Source organism: Streptomyces adelaidensis (assembly GCF_016598475.1).
Lineage (GTDB): Bacteria > Actinomycetota > Actinomycetes > Streptomycetales > Streptomycetaceae > Streptomyces > Streptomyces adelaidensis.
Window position 1 is genome coordinate 153,268 of sequence record NZ_JAEMUX010000008.1, and the last position, 17,777, is coordinate 171,044.

General features: G+C 71.0%; 19 protein-coding genes. 13 read left to right on the forward strand and 6 right to left on the reverse strand.

The window, feature by feature from the left end; all coding sequences use genetic code 11:
- The first annotated feature begins 55 nt into the window (after positions 1-55).
- From I8N67_RS06880 to I8N67_RS06890, 3 genes are read left to right on the forward strand one after another with little or no spacing between them, the layout of a single operon-like run.
- Entirely contained in the window at positions 56-643 is a 588-nt protein-coding gene (locus I8N67_RS06880; RefSeq protein WP_200301683.1) for a DUF5998 family protein, read from the forward strand.
- Positions 643-1,830 (forward strand): alkaline phosphatase family protein, encoded by a 1,188-nt coding sequence (locus I8N67_RS06885; RefSeq protein WP_200301684.1) that lies wholly within the window; start codon positions 643-645, stop codon positions 1,828-1,830. Before I8N67_RS06880 ends, I8N67_RS06885 begins: the two co-directional genes overlap by 1 nt.
- 49 nt (positions 1,831-1,879) lie before the next feature.
- Positions 1,880-2,527 (forward strand): thymidine kinase, encoded by a 648-nt coding sequence (locus I8N67_RS06890; protein ID WP_200301685.1) that lies wholly within the window; start codon positions 1,880-1,882, stop codon positions 2,525-2,527.
- 17 nt (positions 2,528-2,544) lie between these two features.
- Here the strand turns inward: I8N67_RS06890 and I8N67_RS06895 are convergent, their stop codons facing one another.
- On the reverse strand, positions 2,545-3,339 hold the full coding sequence (locus I8N67_RS06895; protein ID WP_200301686.1) for a VOC family protein: 795 nt from the start codon (positions 3,337-3,339) through the stop codon (positions 2,545-2,547).
- A gap of 323 nt (positions 3,340-3,662) precedes the next feature.
- Between I8N67_RS06895 and I8N67_RS06900 the strand changes: the two genes are divergently transcribed.
- The gene (locus tag I8N67_RS06900) at positions 3,663-4,490 is read left to right on the forward strand and encodes a sulfurtransferase (protein ID WP_200301687.1); all 828 of its coding nucleotides are present in this window, start codon (positions 3,663-3,665) and stop codon (positions 4,488-4,490) included.
- Positions 4,491-4,659: 169 nt separating this feature from the next.
- Here I8N67_RS06900 and sepH read toward each other — a convergent pair whose 3' ends face one another.
- From sepH to I8N67_RS06915, 3 genes are all read right to left on the reverse strand, one after another.
- Positions 4,660-5,688, reverse strand: a complete 1,029-nt coding sequence (gene sepH, locus I8N67_RS06905) for a septation protein SepH (RefSeq protein WP_200301688.1) — start codon at positions 5,686-5,688, stop codon at positions 4,660-4,662.
- A 402-nt stretch (positions 5,689-6,090) separates the two neighbouring features.
- Positions 6,091-7,410, reverse strand: a complete 1,320-nt coding sequence (locus tag I8N67_RS06910) for a D-arabinono-1,4-lactone oxidase (RefSeq protein WP_200301689.1) — start codon at positions 7,408-7,410, stop codon at positions 6,091-6,093.
- Entirely contained in the window at positions 7,370-8,611 is a 1,242-nt protein-coding gene (locus I8N67_RS06915) for an MFS transporter (RefSeq protein ID WP_200301690.1), read from the reverse strand. The genes I8N67_RS06910 and I8N67_RS06915 overlap by 41 nt, the downstream gene beginning before the upstream one ends.
- A gap of 149 nt (positions 8,612-8,760) precedes the next feature.
- Here I8N67_RS06915 and I8N67_RS06920 point away from each other — a divergent pair, with 149 nt between their 5' ends.
- Together I8N67_RS06920 and I8N67_RS06925 are read left to right on the forward strand one after the other, a co-directional pair.
- Positions 8,761-9,888, forward strand: a complete 1,128-nt coding sequence (locus I8N67_RS06920) for a ferrochelatase (protein ID WP_200301691.1) — start codon at positions 8,761-8,763, stop codon at positions 9,886-9,888.
- Between the two features lie 8 nt (positions 9,889-9,896).
- A complete protein-coding gene (locus tag I8N67_RS06925; RefSeq protein ID WP_200301692.1) occupies positions 9,897-10,715 on the forward strand; it encodes an inositol monophosphatase family protein in 819 nt (272 codons plus the stop codon).
- Between the two features lie 87 nt (positions 10,716-10,802).
- Here the strand turns inward: I8N67_RS06925 and I8N67_RS06930 are convergent, their stop codons facing one another.
- Positions 10,803-10,976, reverse strand: coding sequence for a hypothetical protein (locus tag I8N67_RS06930; protein ID WP_166662622.1), 174 nt, complete (start codon positions 10,974-10,976; stop codon positions 10,803-10,805).
- 417 nt (positions 10,977-11,393) lie between these two features.
- Here I8N67_RS06930 and I8N67_RS06935 point away from each other — a divergent pair, with 417 nt between their 5' ends.
- The 4 genes from I8N67_RS06935 (at position 11,394) to I8N67_RS06950 (ending at position 14,980) form a co-directional block, all read left to right on the forward strand.
- Positions 11,394-12,047, forward strand: coding sequence for a response regulator transcription factor (locus tag I8N67_RS06935; protein WP_045561067.1), 654 nt, complete (start codon positions 11,394-11,396; stop codon positions 12,045-12,047).
- A 6-nt stretch (positions 12,048-12,053) separates the two neighbouring features.
- Complete coding sequence (locus I8N67_RS06940) at positions 12,054-13,313, forward strand: sensor histidine kinase (RefSeq protein ID WP_200301693.1); 1,260 nt, start codon at positions 12,054-12,056, stop codon at positions 13,311-13,313.
- Positions 13,314-13,719: 406 nt separating this feature from the next.
- On the forward strand, positions 13,720-14,016 hold the full coding sequence (locus I8N67_RS06945; protein WP_005481602.1) for a DUF4193 domain-containing protein: 297 nt from the start codon (positions 13,720-13,722) through the stop codon (positions 14,014-14,016).
- Between the two features lie 13 nt (positions 14,017-14,029).
- Positions 14,030-14,980 (forward strand): hypothetical protein, encoded by a 951-nt coding sequence (locus tag I8N67_RS06950; RefSeq protein ID WP_200301694.1) that lies wholly within the window; start codon positions 14,030-14,032, stop codon positions 14,978-14,980.
- 160 nt (positions 14,981-15,140) lie between these two features.
- Here the strand turns inward: I8N67_RS06950 and I8N67_RS06955 are convergent, their stop codons facing one another.
- Positions 15,141-15,602 carry a DUF3093 domain-containing protein gene (locus I8N67_RS06955; RefSeq protein ID WP_200301695.1) on the reverse strand — a complete coding sequence of 154 codons (462 nt, stop codon included), beginning with the start codon at positions 15,600-15,602 and terminating at the stop codon, positions 15,141-15,143.
- Positions 15,603-15,714: 112 nt separating this feature from the next.
- Here I8N67_RS06955 and I8N67_RS06960 point away from each other — a divergent pair, with 112 nt between their 5' ends.
- The 3 genes from I8N67_RS06960 to I8N67_RS06970 are packed head-to-tail and all read left to right on the forward strand — an operon-like array spanning position 15,715 to position 17,607.
- Positions 15,715-16,299: a PaaI family thioesterase gene (locus tag I8N67_RS06960; protein WP_200301696.1), complete on the forward strand. Its 585-nt coding sequence runs from the start codon at positions 15,715-15,717 to the stop codon at positions 16,297-16,299.
- Positions 16,296-16,826 (forward strand): dUTP diphosphatase, encoded by a 531-nt coding sequence (dut, locus tag I8N67_RS06965; RefSeq protein ID WP_200301697.1) that lies wholly within the window; start codon positions 16,296-16,298, stop codon positions 16,824-16,826. Before I8N67_RS06960 ends, dut begins: the two co-directional genes overlap by 4 nt.
- Before the next feature lies 1 nt (position 16,827).
- Positions 16,828-17,607 carry a DUF3710 domain-containing protein gene (locus I8N67_RS06970; RefSeq protein WP_200301698.1) on the forward strand — a complete coding sequence of 260 codons (780 nt, stop codon included), beginning with the start codon at positions 16,828-16,830 and terminating at the stop codon, positions 17,605-17,607.
- The last annotated feature ends 170 nt before the right edge of the window (positions 17,608-17,777 follow it).

A 17,777-nucleotide genomic window follows, 5' to 3' on the forward strand; every position in this document is an offset into this window, starting at 1 on the left:
ACAGAGACGGCAGAGCGGTCCCTCGCAGTCAGTGCGCCACCGTAGGATGGACGTCATGGCCAAGACCAGTACGACGACCCAGGGGCTGCGTGCGGCGATCGAGCGCAGCGGCTACTACCCGGCCCTCGTGGCCGAGGCGGTGGAGGCCGCTGTCGGCGGCGAGGCCGTCAAGTCGTACCTGGTCCATCAGGAGACGACGTTCGACGCGAACGAGGTGCGCCGGCACGTGACGGTGCTCGTCCTCACGGGCAGCCGCTTCATCGTGAGTCACACGGACGAGCAGGCCGCGGACAGCACCTCGCCGACGCCGTACGCCACGACGTCGACCGAGTCGGTGAAGATCGGCCGGATCTCGTCGGTCGTGCTCAGCCGTGTCGTCGCCAACCCCGAGTCGTACGCGCCGGGCACCCTGCCCCGCGAGGTCGTCCTGACCATCGGCTGGGGCGCCGTCGCCCGTATCGACCTGGAGCCCGCCGCCTGCGGCGACCCCAACTGCGAGGCGGACCACGGGTACACGGGCAGTTCGACGGCGGACGACCTCAGCCTGCGGGTCAGCGAGGCCGGGGACGGCCCGGAGACCGTGCGCCAGGCCCTCGCCTTCGCGCAGTCCCTCTCCGAGGCGACCGCGGACCCCGCCCGCTGATGGCACTGCCCACCTGGGACCACCCGGAACCCCTCGCCATCGGCTCCGCACCCGTTCCGGAGTACGGCGCCGGCTCGCTCGCCGACCTGCTGCCCACCCTCGCGGCGGGCATGGGGGTCCCCAGTACAACGGCCGTGATACCGGAGCTGACGGCGGCCGACCGCGCCTGTGTGTTCCTGATCGACGGGCTGGGCTGGGAGCAGCTGAAGGCGCACCCCGACGAGGCGCCCTTCATGACCGCGCTGCTGGGGTCCTCGCGCGGCGGCACCGGCCGCCCCATCACCGCGGGCTATCCCGCTACCACCGCGACCTCCCTCGCCTCGGTGGGCACCGGCCTGCCGCCGGGCGCGCACGGCCTGCCCGGTTACACGGTCCGTGACCCGGACACCGACGGGCTGATGAACCAGCTGCGCTGGCAGCCCTGGACGTCGCCGCGCGCGTGGCAGCCGTACCCCACGATCTTCCAGCTGGCCGACGCGGCGGGTGTGCTCACCGCCCAGGTCACCTCCCCGGCCTTCCAGAACACGCCCCTCACCCAGATCGCGCTGAGCGGCGGCACCTTCCACGGCCGTCTCTCCGGCGAGGAGCGCATGGACAAGGCCGCCGAGCGGCTGGCCGCCGGGGACCGCTCGTTGATCTACACGTACTACTCCGAACTGGACGGCGCGGGGCACCGCTTCGGTGTCGACTCGGACGCCTGGCGCGGCCAGCTCATGCATGTCGACCGGCTGGTCCAGCGCCTCGCGGAGCAACTCCCGCCGCGTACGGCCCTGTACGTGACGGCCGACCACGGGATGATCGACATCCCCTTCGACGAGCAGCACCGCATCGACTTCGACGAGGACTGGGAACTGCGCGCCGGGGTCGCCCTCCTGGGCGGCGAGGGCCGCGCCCGCCATGTCTACGCGGTGCCGGGCGCCGAGTCGGACGTCCTGACCTGCTGGCGCGAGGTGCTGGGCGAGCAGTTCTGGATCGCCTCACGCGACGAGGCGATCGCGGCGGGCTGGTTCGGACCGCACGTCGACGAACGCGTCTACCGCCGCATCGGCGACGTGGTCGCGGCCGCACGCGACGACGTCCTGATCATCGCGTCCGAGCGAGAGCCCAAGGAGTCGGCGATGGTCGGCAACCACGGCTCGATGACGCCGGTGGAACAGCTGATCCCGCTCCTCGAAGTACGCACCTGAAGCCCTGCCCCTCCTGCCGCCCTCCTTGCCGAAAGGTGCTCAACTCACCATGTCCGAGCTGGTGTTCTTCTCCGGAACCATGGACTGCGGGAAGTCGACGCTGGCCCTCCAGATAGAGCACAACCGCTCGGCGCGCGGCCTCCAGGGCATGATCTTCACGCGGGACGACCGCGCCGGCGAGGGCAAGCTCTCCTCGCGGCTGGGCCTGGTCACCGACGCCGTGGAGGTCGCGGACGGCCAGGACCTCTACGCGTACCTCGTCGACCACCTCTCCCAGGGCCGCCGCGCGGACTACGTGATCGCCGACGAGGCCCAGTTCCTCACCCCCGAGCAGATCGACCAACTCGCCCGCGTCGTGGACGACCTGGGCCTCGACGTCTACGCCTTCGGCATCACCACCGACTTCCGCTCCAAGCTCTTCCCCGGCTCCCAGCGCCTCGTCGAGCTGGCCGACCGCGTCGAGGTCCTCCAGGTCGAGGCCCTCTGCTGGTGCGGCGCCCGCGCCACCCACAACGCCCGCACCATAGGCGGCCACATGGTCGTCGAGGGCGCCCAGGTCGTCGTCGGCGACGTCAACCAACCCGACGACATCGGCTACGAGGTCCTCTGCCGCCGCCACCACCGCCGCCGCCTGACCGCCGCGACGGCCCACGCGAGCGCCCTCTCCCCGGACGTACTGCCGGTCGAGACGGTCTGACGAGACGGGCCGGGAGTTCAGCGTTCCGTGTGCACCACCGCGAACTTCGCGCCCTCCGAGTCCGCGAGTGTCGCCACCCTGCCGTGGGGGGTGTCGTGGGCGGGTTGGAGGAGGTGGCCCCCCAGGGCGAGGGCGTGGCGCGCGGCCTCGTCGGGGTCGGTGACCTCGAAGTAGGTCAGCCAGTGGGGGCCGCGGTCGCGGGGGAGGGCGTTGCCGATGCCGTGGATACCGGCTACGGGGCGGCCCTCGATGCGGAGGGTGACGTAGTCGAAGTCGGCGGAGACGACCGGCTCCTCCTGGTAGCCGAAGGTGGTCTCGTAGAACTTGGCGACGAGGGACGTGTCGATGGTGAGGAGTTCGTCCCAGGCGGGGGTGCCGGGGACGCCGGTGAGGTCCGCGCCGAGATGTTCCGCCGCCTGCCAGATGCCGAAGACGGCGCCCGCCGGATCGGAGGCGATCGCGAGGCGGCCCGCCTCGCCGGCGTCCAGCGGGCCGACGCCGACGGTGCCGCCGCAGTGCCGTACGGTCGCCGCCGTCAGGTCCACGTCGTCGGAGGCGAAGTACGGCGTCCAGGCGATGGGGAGATGGCGGTCGGGCTGCAGCTGGCCGATGCCGGCCACCTGGTTCCCGTCGAGCAGCGCCCGCACGTACGGGCCGAGCTGCTGAGGTCCGGGCTGGAACTCCCAGCCGAACAGCGCTCCGTAGAAGTCCTGGGTCGTGGCCATCCCGTGCACCATCAGACTCACCCAGCAAGGTGTGCCCGGTGGATACGCCGTACCGTTCAGGCCGGTCGACCCCCGTGCCTCGGTCATCGTCACTCTCTCCTCGGCCCCTCGCGGTGGCCGTGTCCGTCCGCCCTCCGTACGCGTGTACCGCGTCCACGCGCGATCACGCCCCGTGCCGATGCTCGCACCACCCGTAGCGCCACGGGCCCGCGCCGCACCGCCGCGCGACGCGCACGTACGTGCAGGACCCCCGGGCTCGCTGCACCGCTCGCATTCCGGGTCGCGGCCCCGCGGTGTCCATCGGTTGTACGGCATGTACCCGACCCCGTACGCCTTGTGATCGGCACCGCCCGGCGGGCAGAGTAACCGGCCCTGGACGACGCGGCCACCCCGTGCGTAAGGATGGGGCCATGAACGCCATCATCTCCGCATCCGATCTCGCGAGCGAGCTGGCGGGAGCCAACCCGCCGGTCCTCCTGGACGTCCGCTGGCAGCTGGGCGGCCCGAACCTGCGGCCCGAGTACGAGAAGGCGCACATCCCGGGGGCCGTCTTCGTCGATCTGGATTCCGAACTCGCCGGCCCGGCGGGTTCCGGCGGCCGCCACCCGCTGCCCGACCTGGAGGCCTTCGGTACGGCGATGCGGGCCGCCGGGGTCTCCGCAGACCGCGCCGTCGTCGTCTACGACGGGGGCCTCAACTGGGCCGCCGCGCGCGCGTGGTGGCTGCTCGGCTGGACGGGCCACCCCTCGGTGCGGGTCCTCGACGGCGGACTGGCGGCTTGGACAGGCCCGTTGACCGACGAGATCCCCGAGCCGGCCCCCGGCGCCTTCACGCCCACCCCCGGCGCACTGCCGCTGCTCGACGCGGACGGCGCCGCCGCGCTGGCCCGCACCGGGCTGCTCCTGGACGCGCGGGCCGCCGAACGCTACCGCGGCGACGTGGAGTCCATCGATCCGGTCGGCGGCCACATCCCGGGCGCGGTGTCGGCACCGACCACGGAGAACGTGACCGGATCCGGGCACTTCCACTCCGTCGCCGAACTGGCCGACCGCTTCAAGGGACTTGGCGCGACCACCGACTCGGAGGTCGGCGTCTACTGCGGCTCGGGTGTCTCCGGCGCCCACCAGGTCCTCGCGCTGGCCGTCGCGGGCGTCCCGGCGGCCCTGTACGTGGGCTCGTGGTCGGAGTGGTCCCGCGACGGCGGCCGTCCGGTGGCGACGGGACCCGAACCCCAGTGACCCACCGCTGACGCCGCCTACGCCGCGGACGGCACGCCGTGGGGCCCGCATCTGAACGACGCGGGCCCCACACACGTATGAATGACCGATCCTGCATTTCCGCAAAACCTGTCCGCGGACAGCGATCCGCACGAACGAACGGTCCTGCTGTCAACCGCTGTTGGTCCCGCTACTCCTGTTTCTTGCGTCGCGTGCCGAACACGATCTCGTCCCAGCTGGGCACCGCCGCGCGACGGCCCGGGCGCACGCCGTCGGCCTCGGCCTGCCGGTCGGTGGCACCGATGAGCCGGTCGCGGTGGCCGTTGACCGACCGCGGCATGAGGACATCCGCGTAGGCGGAACCGGCCGAGGCCGCAGGCGCGGCGGACTCTTCCTCCGGCACCTCCTCGACGGGCTCCTCCTGCGGTTCGGTGGAGGGCAGTTCGGGCACCACCAGGTCGCCCCGGTAGCTGGGGACCGCCTCCAGGATGCTGGTGAGCGAGTCGCGCTCGCTCACCAGCTCCTCGTCGGGGTCCGGGGGAGCGGGCAGGGCGGGACGTTCCGCCTGGCGGTCCAGGGGGCGGTCCCGGGGCAGCCGCGCGATCCTCGGCACGAACGGGAAGCTGGGCTCGGGCGCCCCGAGGTCGTCGGACTCGCCGATCAGCGAGCGCGCCTCGTCGTCGACGGCCTGGACGAGCCGCCGGGGCGGGTCGTACGTCCAGCTCGCCGAGTGCGGTTCGCCCGCGACGCAGTACACCAACAGGACTTCCCAGGTGCCGTCGTCGCGGCGCCACGAGTCCCACTGGACGGTGTCCTTCTCGGCGCCGCGCAGCAGCAGTCGCTCCTGTACGGCCTCACCGAGCTGAGGCCCGGCCGCGTTCTCGCCGGGGCGGCGGACCGGGGTCTTACGGGCCCGCTCCGCCATGAAGGCGCGCTCGGCAAGTACGGGACCCTCGAACCGGCGTACCCGGTCGACAGGGATGCCGGCGAGCTGCGCGACCTCTTCCGCCGAAGCGCCCGCACGTATACGCGCCTGGATGTCTCGGGGGCGGAGATGGCTCTCCACCTCGATCTCGATCTGGCCGAGGCGGGGCCGGTCGCCGCGCACGGCGGCACGCAGCCGCTCGTCGATCGGCAGCGTGTACTCCGTGGAATCGGCAGCCTTCAGCACCAGCCGTGTGCCGTCATTGGAGACGGCCACGACACGCAGTTCGGGCATGGGGACCTCCCGGGTGGTGCCTGCCGACGTCACGTGCGTCGCTGCTTCCGCTAGTCGAGTGTGGCCTGCCCGGGTGCAGCCTGCCACAACCTTGCCGAGTTGCCCGGCGTGTCGGGCGTGAACCCGAGGCCGCCGTTATGGCACGGTTACCTATTCGCAACGCTAAGTGACGAACCTCATCACCCTGTGCACGGATCCCCCTCCCGGTGGTCCTGGCAGGCCCCGGACGCCCTGGCGGGAGTCCGGACCCAGGGCTCGCAACAGTACTCCATTCGGGCCACTTGCGTGGATCGGCACGCCGCTCAACTTCTCATGAGAGACGGCAATCGGCAGCCGGAATAGACCTTTTCGTGACCTCGGGGAGGGGCGTGCTTCACGCGATCATCAGAACCGGCCGCCCGGCTAGGCCCCGAGGACTCGTCGCAAGTAGTCGTTCTGGAACCGCCGTTGGGGATCGAGTCGGTCACGCAGGGCGGTGAACTCGCCGAAGCGGGGATAGACCTTGGCGAAGTAGTCCGAGTCCCGCGTGTGCACCTTGCCCCAGTGCGGCCGCCCTTCGTGCGCGATGAAGATCCGCTCGGCGGCGGTGAAGTACGCCTGATAGGGCGTCCCCTTGAACATGTGCACGGCGATGTACGCGCTCTCGCGGCCGGAGGCGGTGGAGAGGGTGATGTCGTCGGCCGGGGCGGTGCGGACCTCGACGGGGAAGCTGACGCGCAGGTTCGATCGGTCGACCATCGCCTTGAGTTCACGCAGCGTGTCCACCACGGCTTCGCGCGGAACCGCGAACTCCATCTCCACGAAGCGCACCCGGCGCGGAGACGTGAAGACCTTGTAAGGGATGTCGGTGTACGTCCGCGCGGACAGGGCCCGGCTCGAGATCCGCGCGATCGTCGGGATGGTGGCGGGCACCGCCTGGCCGACCAGGTTGGCCACCTGGAAGACGCCGTTGGAGAGGAACTCGTCCTCGAACCAGCTGTTCAGCTGTGGTATCGGCTTCTCGGGGCCGGCGCTGCGGTTGTTCCGCTTGGTGTTGGTGCTGCCGGTGTGCGGGAACCAGTAGAACTCGAAGTGCTCGTTCTCGGCGTGGAGTTCGTCGAACTCGGCCAGCACCCTCTCGAACGGTATCGGCTCCTCGCGGGCCGTCAGCAGGAAGATCGGCTCCACGGCGAAGGTGATCGCGGTGACGATGCCGAGGGCGCCGATACCGACGCGGGCCGCCGCGAAGACCTCCGGGTTCTCCGTCGCGGAACAGGTCAGGACCGAGCCGTCGGCGGTGACCAGCTCAAGTCCCCGGATCTGGGTGGCGATCGAGGCCGAGTCGCGGCCGGTGCCGTGTGTGCCGGTGCTGGTCGCGCCGGAGACCGTCTGCTCCATGATGTCGCCCATGTTCGTGAGCGACAGCCCTTCGCGCGCGAGAGCCATGTTGAGCCTCTTGAGCGGGGTGCCGGCACCCACCGTGACGGTCATGGCGTCACGGTCGATCTTGCGTATACCGGTCAACAGTTGAGGGCGGATCAATACGCCGTCGGTCGCGGCGGCCGCCGTGAAGGAGTGGCCCGTGCCGACCGCCTTCACCCTGAGGTCGTCCTCGGCGGCCTTCCGTACGGCCGCGGCGAGTTCTTCGACGGTGGCCGGGGTGACCTCCCGTACGGGCCGGGCGGTGACGTTCCCCGCCCAGTTACGCCACGTGCCGCTCTTCCCGATCACTGTGGTGCTCATGGGGCCCTCCCCGCCTTGGAGCCGGCCTGCGCAGCCGGCGGTACCCGAGGAAACCGACCGCGACCGCGACGGCTCCGGACACCGCCGGAACCCCGTACCCCGCCTCCGCCCCTGCCGTGTCGATCACCCAGCCGGACACGGAGGATCCGAGCGCGACCCCGACCGCGAGCCCCGTGCCCACCCAGGTCATGCCCTCGGTCAGTTGCGCGCGTGGTACGTGCTCCTCGATCAGGGACATCGTCGTGATCATCGTGGGTGCGATGGACAGTCCGGCGACGAAGAGCGCCACAGCCAGAAACGGCAAGTTTCCGACCAGTAGGAGGGGGATCATACTCACGGCCATGGCACACACGCCCAGCAGCCATCGAAGCTCGGGGGCGCCGGTGAAGCGCAGCAGCCCGAAGACGATGCCCGCGACGCACGAACCGGCCGCGTACAGGGCCAGGACCACGCTGGCGGCGGCCTTGTGGCCCTGCTCCTCGGCGAAGGCCACCGTGACCACGTCGACGGCTCCGAAGATCGCTCCGGTCGCCACGAAAGTGACCACCAGGACCTGAAGTCCGGTCGAGCGGAGGGCGGATCGGCCCTTGTCGTGGTGCGCGCGCGGGTGCGGCGCCGGTTCGGTGGCCCGCTGGGCGGTCAGCCAGAAGACACCGACCGCGAGGAAACCGGCCGCGAGCAGCGGCCCCGCCTCCGGGAACCACGCCGTGGACAGCCCGATGGAGATGATCGGCCCGAAGATGAAGCAGACCTCGTCGAGGACCGACTCGAAGGAGTACGCCGTGTGCAGGTGCGGGGTGTCCCGGTACAGGGCCGCCCAGCGGGCCCGGGTCATCGCGCCGAGGCTCGGCACACAGCCGATGCCGGCCGAGCACACGTACAGCACCCAGTCCGGCCATCGGTAGTGCGCGGCGAACAACAGCCCGGCGGACGCCACCAGCGCGCAGAGCGTCGCCGGGCGCAGCACCCGTCGCTGCCCGTACTGGTCCACCAGCCGCGAGATCTGCGGGCCGGCCACGGCGGCGGACAGCGCGATGGTCGCCGAGAGCGCGCCGGCGAGGCCGTACCGCCCGGTGAGCTGGGAGATCATCGTGACCACGCCGATGCCCATCATCGACAGCGGCATCCGGCCGAGCAGACCCGCGGCGGTGAAGCCCTTGGTGCCGGGGGCGGCGAACAGGGCGGTGTAGGGGCTGGGCACAGGTCTCCGGTCTTTCCGGGAAGCGGAGTGACGAGTTCCTCGTAAGGTGCGAACTCCGTCGATACAGCTTACGAACCAGGTAACCCTAAGTCATCCGCGGGCCCAGGCCGGGATCCCGGCTGTCGGTGCCGGGTGGCAGGATCGGAGTCATGCCACACGCGCACGACGCCACCCCCTACGACGCCCTGCTCCTGCTCTCGTTCGGCGGCCCGGAGGGCCCGGACGACGTCGTCCCGTTCCTGGAGAACGTGACGCGGGGGCGCGGCATCCCCAAGGAACGCCTCAAGGAAGTCGGGCAGCACTACTTCCTGTTCGGCGGGGTCAGCCCCATCAACGACCAGAACCGCGCCCTGCTCGACGCCCTCCGCAAGGACTTCGCCGAGCACGGGCTGGACCTGCCGATCCACTGGGGCAACCGCAACTGGGCGCCCTACCTGACCGACACCCTGCGCGAGATGGTCGCCGACGGCCGCCGCCGCATCCTGGTCCTCGCCACCAGCGCGTACGCCTCGTACTCGGGCTGCCGCCAGTACCGCGAGAACCTCGCCGACTCTCTCGCCGCCCTGGAGGCCGAGGGCCTGGAGCTGCCGAGGATCGACAAGATCCGGCACTACTTCAACCACCCCGGCTTCCTGGAGCCCATGATCGACGGCGTCCTGGAGTCGCTCGCCGGCCTCCCCGAGGACGTCCGGGACGGCGCGCACCTCGCCTTCTGCACGCATTCCATCCCGAACGCCTCCGCGGACACCTCCGGTCCGTCGGAGGACCACGGGGACGGTGGCGCGTACGTCGCGGAGCACCTGGACGTCGCGACGCTCATCGCCGATGCCGTGCGCGAGCGGACCGGTGTCGAGCACCCCTGGCGGCTCGTCTACCAGTCCCGCTCCGGCGCCCCGCACATCCCGTGGCTGGAGCCCGACATCTGCGACCACCTGGAGTCGCTGCACGAGGCCGGGGCCCCGGCCGTCGTGATGGCGCCCATCGGGTTCGTCTCGGACCACATGGAGGTCCTGTACGACCTCGACACCGAGGCCATGGCCAAGGGCGCGGAACTGGGGCTGCCGGTGCGCCGCTCGGCCACCGTGGGCGCCGACCCGCGGTTCGCCGCCGCGATCCGCGACCTGGTCCTGGAGCGCGCCGCGATCGAGCGGGGCCGGGACGTGACCCCCTGCGCCCTCGGCACCCTCGGCGCGAGCCACCGACTCTGCCCGGCCGGCTGCTGCCCGGCCCGCGCCCCGCGCCCCGCAGCCGCGGGCGCCGACAGCCCGTACGCGTGAGGAGCACAGTGACCGATCAGTCAGAGCAGTCGGCCGGACTCAGGGCCGAGCTGCTGGAGATCGCCCTGGAGGCCGCCCACCGCGCGGGCACCTTCCTGCGCGACGGCAGGCCCGACGATCTCGGCGTGGCCGCCACCAAGTCCAGCGCGGTCGACGTCGTCACCGAGATGGACATCGCCTCCGAGAAGCTGATCACCGGCCTGCTGGCCGAGCGCAGGCCGCATGACGGCGTGCTCGGCGAGGAGGGCGCCAGCGTCGCGGGCACGAGCGGCGTCCAGTGGGTGATCGACCCCCTCGACGGCACCGTGAACTACCTGTACGGACTGCCCAGTTGGGCCGTGTCCATAGCGGTCCGGGTGGACGGCGAGACGGTCGTGGGCGTGGTCCACGCCCCACTGCGCGGCGAGACCTTCCGGGCCGTCCTCGGAGAGGGCGCGTACCTCGACGACCGTCCCGCGCGGGTGCGGCCCGCGCCCGCCCTCGAGCTGGCCCTCGTCGGCACCGGCTTCGGCTACCGCGCCGAGCGCCGGGCCGGGCAGGCGCGTGTGCTGGGTGAGCTGATCCCCCAGGTGCGTGACATCCGGCGCGGCGGCTCCGCCGCGATCGACCTCTGCGACGTGGCCGTGGGCCGCCTGGACGCGTACTACGAGCGCGGCCTGAACGCCTGGGACTACGCGGCGGGCGACCTCATCGCCCGGGAGGCGGGCGCCCTGACCGGTGGCCGCCCCACAGAGCCCCTCTCACCCGACCTGACCATCGCGGCCCCACCCGGCCTCTTCGAGGTCCTCCAGACCCGCCTGGAGGACCTCGGCGCCTGGCACGACTGACGGCCCCGTCGCAGACGGTGACGAACGCAGCGGGACCCCCGGCCTTGGATTACCGAGGGTCCCGCTGTCGTACGTGCGCGCTGTGAATCAGACGCTGAACGCGCCGACCTCCACACCATGATCGGCGGCGAGGCGGCGCAGGTCGTCGAGCTCGCCCTGCTCCACCTCGACGAGGAAGTCGTCGCCCTCGTCGCGAGCCCTGGTCAGGTCGGACTCGGTCGCCCTTATGCGCTGCAGAAGTCCTGCGGTGAATGCGTCCATGCTGCGCCCCCTCGTCCTGGGTCGTGGGTCGATGGCACGGGGGTGTGCCGTTCGGAAGGGGCGATCACGTCTCTTGTGGATGCCCAGCGCTGCCCTGGCCGGGCGGCGACGGTGCCGGACACCCACGCCCTGCTCTGCGGAAAGCGGAGCGCCGCGTACCGCATGGTGGTGCGGCACAAGCAGAGCGTGATCGCGGGGTGTAAAGCCGTCCTCCCCCCGGTCTCTCGAACGGAAACCTCAACCGGACGAAAAACTCCCGCATTCCCGGCCGCGCCCCGGACCCCGGCCGGCCCCGGGGTCGCCTTACAGCCGACTTACGGCTGAAAAAGGCAGGATGGAGGCCACACACCCACGAACACCCCGCCCGTGTGCGCCTTCCGACGCGCTACGCGGGTGGACACAGGAAGGACAAGCGACGTGCGCGTACTCGTCGTCGAGGACGAGCAACTGCTCGCCGATGCGGTGGCCACCGGACTGCGCCGGGAGGCCATGGCCGTCGACGTCGTGTACGACGGTGCGGCCGCCCTGGAACGCATCGGCGTCAACGACTACGACGTGGTCGTCCTCGACCGCGACCTCCCCCTCGTCCACGGCGACGACGTCTGCCGCAAGCTCGTCGAGCTGGGCCTGCCCACGCGCGTGCTGATGCTCACCGCGTCCGGCGACGTCAGCGACCGCGTCGAGGGCCTGGAGATCGGCGCCGACGACTACCTGCCCAAGCCGTTCGCGTTCAGCGAGCTCATCGCGCGCGTGCGGGCCCTCGGCCGGCGTACCAGCATGCCGCTGCCGCCCGTCCTGGAGCGGGCCGGGATCAAGCTCGACCCCAACCGCCGCGAGGTCTTCCGCGACGGCAAGGAGGTCCAGCTCGCGCCCAAGGAGTTCGCGGTCCTGGAGGTGCTGATGCGCAGCGAGGGCGCCGTCGTCTCGGCGGAGCAGCTCCTGGAGAAGGCATGGGACGAGAACACCGACCCGTTCACCAACGTCGTGCGTGTGACGGTGATGACCCTGCGCCGCAAGCTCGGCGAACCGCCGGTCATCGTCACCGTGCCCGGCTCCGGCTACCGGATCTGATCAGCCGTGGCCACGACCCCCGCGCCCCCGCTCGCGCCCCCGAAGCCCACCTGGGACCCCAGGAGGCCGCAGAACCCGCTCCCGTGGCTGCGCCCGACCATTCGGATACGGCTCACGCTGCTGTACGGCGGCATGTTCCTGATCGCGGGCATCCTGCTGCTGTCGATCATCTATCTGCTGGCCGCCCAGGCGATCACCACGGGCAACCAGCCGCTGTTCAAGATCGTCGGCGGCGACAGGATCAGTGTCTCCAGCGAGAAGTGCCCCGCGGTCGACGCCGACTCGGCCCTCAACATCCCGCTCACCGACTTCAACGCGGCGATCTCGGCCTGCATCGACGACCAGCGCAAGGTCGCCCTGGACGCCCTGCTCAGCCGTTCCCTGCTGGCCCTGCTCGGGCTCGCCGTGATCGCGTTCGCCTTCGGCTACGCGATGGCGGGGCGCGTGCTCGCGCCGCTCGGCCGGATCACCCGCACCGCGCGCGCGGTGGCCGGCTCGGACCTGTCCCGCCGTATCGAACTGGACGGGCCGGACGACGAGCTGAAGGAGCTGGCGGACACCTTCGACGACATGCTGGAACGGCTCCAACGGGCCTTCACGGCCCAGCAGCGGTTCGTCGGGAACGCCTCGCACGAGCTGAGAACACCGCTCGCGATCAACCGCACGCTCCTGGAAGTGCATCTCTCCGATCCGCACGCGCCGGCCGAACTGCAACAGCTCGGCAAGACGCTGCTGGCCACCAACGAACGCAGTGAGCAGCTCGTCGAGGGACTGCTGCTGCTCGCCCGCAGCGACAACCAGATCGTCGAGCGCAAGCCCGTGGACCTCGCCGAGGTGGCCTCCCAGGCCATCGACCAGGTGCGGTCCGAGGCGGAGGCCAAGAAGGTCGAGATCCGCGGCGAGCGGGTCCCGGCGGTCGTCCAGGGCAACGGTGTCCTGCTGGAGCGCATCGCCCTGAACCTCGTCCAGAACGCCGTCCGGTACAACGTGCCGGGGGCCGACGGCTGGGTCGAGGTGACGACGGAGCTCCAGCACGGCCAGGCGGTCCTGGTGGTCACGAACACCGGGCCCGTGGTCCCGGCGTACGAGATCGACAATCTTTTCGAGCCGTTCCGGCGGCTGCGCACGGAGCGTACGGGCAGCGACAAGGGGGTGGGCCTCGGCCTGTCGATCGTCCGGTCCGTGGCCCGGGCGCACGGCGGCCATATCGCCGCCCGGCCCCGTGAAGGAGGCGGGCTGGTGATGCGCGTGACCCTGCCTGTCTGAGAAAATGGCCCCCGGTCCCGGAACGTGTTCGCTTTGCGCGGAATTTTCCGGACGCCTGATCGAAACGGTCGTGCACGACCAATGTGTGATCGATCACATAGGCGAATTTCCAGCCATCTACCGAGCGTGATCATGTGGCCGTCGTAAAGCCGGGAAAATCCGGGTTTTCGGGGGTTGAGATCACGGGAAGTACATGCTGAGGCGCCTTTGAAATGCAGCCTAAGGACCGTGTACGGTCCCGTTCGCCATCCAAGCCGATCACTCTTGAGGAGTCCGGTTGGGTGTCGATTGAGTAACAGACCTTGATGTGAGGCAAAATCTCCGCCTCAGGTCGGGCACAAGTCCGGCCTCTCACGCGTTACGTGCGCTGGAGACACCGCAGACACCCAGAGGGGGAGAGCGCGACATGGCAACGGATTACGACACCCCACGCAAGACCGACGACGACGTCGACTCGGACAGCCTGGAAGAGCTCAAGGCTCGCCGGAACGACAAGTCGACCTCCGCCGTGGACGTCGACGAGTTCGAGGCCGCAGAAGGCCTGGAACTGCCCGGGGCCGACCTCTCGAACGAGGAGCTGGCCGTCCGGGTGCTGCCCAAGCAGCAGGACGAGTTCACCTGCATGAGCTGCTTCCTGGTGCACCACCGCAGCCAGCTGGCCCGCGAGAAGAACGGTCAGCCGATCTGCCGCGACTGCGACTGAGGCGGGGTCGGCCGTGACTGGCTCGACCCCACCCTGGAAGCGCCGCTTCCGGAAGGAGGCGGACCGAGAGCCGTACGACGGCTCTGACGGCGCGCGTGACGAAGGGCGAGGCTCCTCCGAATCGGGGGAGGCCTCGCTCGAACGTGCGTCCGGCACGGCGTCGGGGGGCGCCACGGATGAGCAGGGACGCCTGCCCGTACCGGTGGACACTCCGGCGCCGGTCGCCGCACGACGCGCGGCCGTCGTCCGCGACGGACTCAAACAAGGCCTCAAGGTCGGTGCCCGCAAGGGTGGCGACCGGGCCAGAGCGGGGCTCGCGTACATCACCGACCGCATCATCCAGACAGCCCCGAGAATCCCCGTACGGGACCTCGCGACCCTCCGCGCCCAGTTCCCGGGCCTGGGGCCCGAGCAGCTCGCCGACAAGCTCGTCGCGGGGGCCGCGAACGCGTCCTCCACGGTGGGCGCGGGCGTCGGGGCCGCCGCGATGCTGCCGACGCCGCCTGCCATGCCCGCGGAGTTGGCCGCCGAGATCACCGGCGTCGCCGCGGTCGAACTGAAACTCATCGCCGAGCTGCACGAGGTGTACGGGGCCAGACCGCCCGGCAACCTCCGCGAGCGCAGTACCGCCTACCTGGATTCCTGGTCGGGTGAGCGTGGCATCGACGTGACCAAACCGGCGTCGATCAACACGGCGCTCGGCGGGCAGCTGAAACGTCAGCTACGGCAGCAGATCATGAAACGCATGGTGCGGAATCTGCCGAACCTGATGCCGTTCCTGGTCGGGGCGGCGGTCGGCGCGGTCATGAACCGCCGGGACACCAGACATCTCGCGGCCCGGATTCGCAAGGACCTGCGGCGCGTTCAGGTGCCGTGGGAGGCGTTGCCGGAGCTGCCACCGCTGGAGAAACCGGCGGATCCGCTGCGCGTGGGGGAGTTGCCCGAGGAACTCGGCGGCGGCTGAGCCGACCGGCAGTTCCCCCGGCCGTGAATACGCGGCCGCGTACCGATCGACCGTCGCGGCGGAGCGGAAGCGGAAAGGGAATTCTTCCGGCCGACGACAACGGTAAGAGTTGGGCGAGAAAACCACGCTGCCTACGCCGCCGTCCAAGCGGCGAGCGGCGTCACGCCGTCGTCCTCGCCGCCTCCAGCGCCGCCACCAGCCGCTCCGGCTCCCGCGTCGACAGGTACACGTACGGCGTGGGGTCGGCCGGGTCGGTGACCGGGATGCGCAGGGCCCTCGGGATGTAGGCGCGCAGCAGCATGAAGGCGTGCGGGTTGGCCTTGTACGTCCGCCAGGCCTGGGCCTCCTCGCGGTCCAGGATCTCGGGCTCGCCCAGGGCGCTCACCGGGATCTTGGCCTCGCCCGCGATGAGGGCGTCGCCGACCACTCGGATGCGGACGGAGCCGTAGGAACTGGCGACGACGGCCGCGGCCGCGGTGCCGCCGGCCAGGCCGCCCAGAAGGGGGAGGGTGCCGAACGGGAGCAGGATCAGGGCCATGGATACCCCGACCAGGAAGCAGATCAGCCACCAGGAGCGGGGCGCGGTGAGGCGTTCTTCGTACGGCGAGGCGGAGAGCTGCATGGCGTCAAGCTTGGCACGCTGCCCGTCCGCCTCCGGAACAGGGGCGCCCGAGGGAAAACCCTGCCCCCAGGGGCGATGGCCGGACGCTGACGGACGGGTAGGGTCTGCGGCTGTGAGAGGTACATCCACGGCCCTGCGGCCCCCGGCGGACGCCACGGTGCCCGTACGGCATCCCGAGGCACCCGCCCCCGGTGAGTTGCTCGGCGCGCACTACGGGCAGTGTTTCGGCTGCGGCGAAGGGCAGCCCCACGGGCTGCACCTGGAGTCCCGGGCCGGTGAAGGGGTGTCCCTGACCGCCGAGTTCACGGTGAGGTCCGCGCACCAGGGGGCGCCCGGGCTGGCGCACGGAGGGGTCCTGGCCAGTGCCCTCGACGAGAGCCTCGGCTCCCTCACCTGGCTGCTGCGCACCATCGCGGTGACCGGACGCCTGGAGACCGACTTCGTACGGCCCGTGCCCGTGGGGGCCGTGCTGCACCTCCAGGCCGAGGTGACGGCGGTGGCCGGGCGGAAGATCTACGCGACTGCCAAGGGACGCATCGGCGGCCCCGACGGCCCGCTGGCCGTCCGCGCCGACGCGCTGTTCATCGAGGTCAAGGTCGACCACTTCATCGACCACGGCCGGCAGGAGGAGATCCGGGCGGCCATGGACGACCCGGACCAGGCCCGGCGGGCCCGTGCCTTCGAGGTGAACCCGTGAGTGACGGCCGTGCCCCTCTCGACGTTCTGGTCCGGCGCGTGGACCCCGAGGTCCCGCTGCCGGAATACGCGCAGCCCGGTGACGCCGGCGCCGATCTGCGCACCACGGAAAGCCGTGAACTGAAGCCCGGCGAACGGGCCGTACTGCCCACGGGAGTGTCCATCGCGCTCCCGGAGGGGTACGCGGCCTTCGTGCACCCGCGATCCGGTCTCGCCGCCCGCTGCGGCGTCGCCCTGGTGAATGCCCCGGGGACGGTTGATGCCGGGTACCGTGGGGAGATCAAGGTGATCGTGGTGAATCTCGACCCGCATCAACCCGTGCGGTTCGAGCGCTTCGACCGGATTGCCCAACTGGTCGTCCAGCAGGTCGAGAAGGTGCGCTTCCAGGAGGTGGCGGAGCTTCCCGACTCGGCGCGGGCCGAGGGGGGCTTCGGGTCCACCGGCGGCCACGCCGCCGTGGGCGGACCATGGGTGGCAACGGGTGGGAATCGATACGCTTCGGTCGTATCCGACCGGGAAGGACAGTGACGTGTTCGGACGTCGCAAGAAGAAGGGCTCCGCTGAGGACGCGGCGGACGCGGCGAGCGAGGCCGAGCAGGTCGACGGCGTTGTTGGGGACGTCGACACTGAGGCGGACGAGGTCGAACGCGAGCGCGTGCGGCTGGAGCCCGAGCCGCGGCCCGACGGGCCGTGGGACAGCACCGAGGTGCGCGACCCCGGCGAGGGCCGGGTGGACCTCGGCGGCATCTTCGTGCCCGGAGTCGACGGCATGGAACTGCGGGTCGAGGTCGCGGGTGACGCGATCGTCGCGGCGACCGTCGTCCTGCGCGACAGCGCGGTCCAGCTGCAGGCCTTCGCCGCCCCCAAGCGCGAGGGCATCTGGGGCGAGGTCCGCGAGGAGATCGCCAGCGGCATCACCCAGCAGGGCGGTGTGATCGACGAGGTCGAGGGCCCGCTGGGCTGGGAGCTCAGGGCCCAGGTGCCGGTGCAGCTGCCGGACGGCACGGGCGGTTTCCAGGTCGTCCGGTTCGTCGGCGTGGACGGGGCCCGCTGGTTCCTGCGCGGCGTCATCTCCGGCCGCGGGGCGGTCGAGCCGGGTACCGCCGGGCTGCTGGAGCAGATCTTCCGGGACACGGTCGTCGTCCGCGGCGACGGGCCCATGGCCCCGCGCGACCCGATCGTCCTGAAGCTGCCCAACGACGCGCAGATGGTCCCCGAGGGTGTCCAGCAGGAGGAGCAGAGCGGTTCCCGCTTCTCCGGCGGCATGGGGCAGTTGCAGCGCGGGCCGGAGATCACCGAGGTCCGTTAGGTGTCTGAGGGCGCGTACCTCTCGTACGCGCGACTGTCGTACACGTGCATGGGCCGTATCCCTCGGGGTGCGGCCCATCGTCCTCTCCGGGCGCTGTGGGACGGGGCGTCAGGGTTGCGTCAAAGAGCGCCGCCGGCTCCCTTCATGTCCTCTTTGCCGTGATTGTTGGC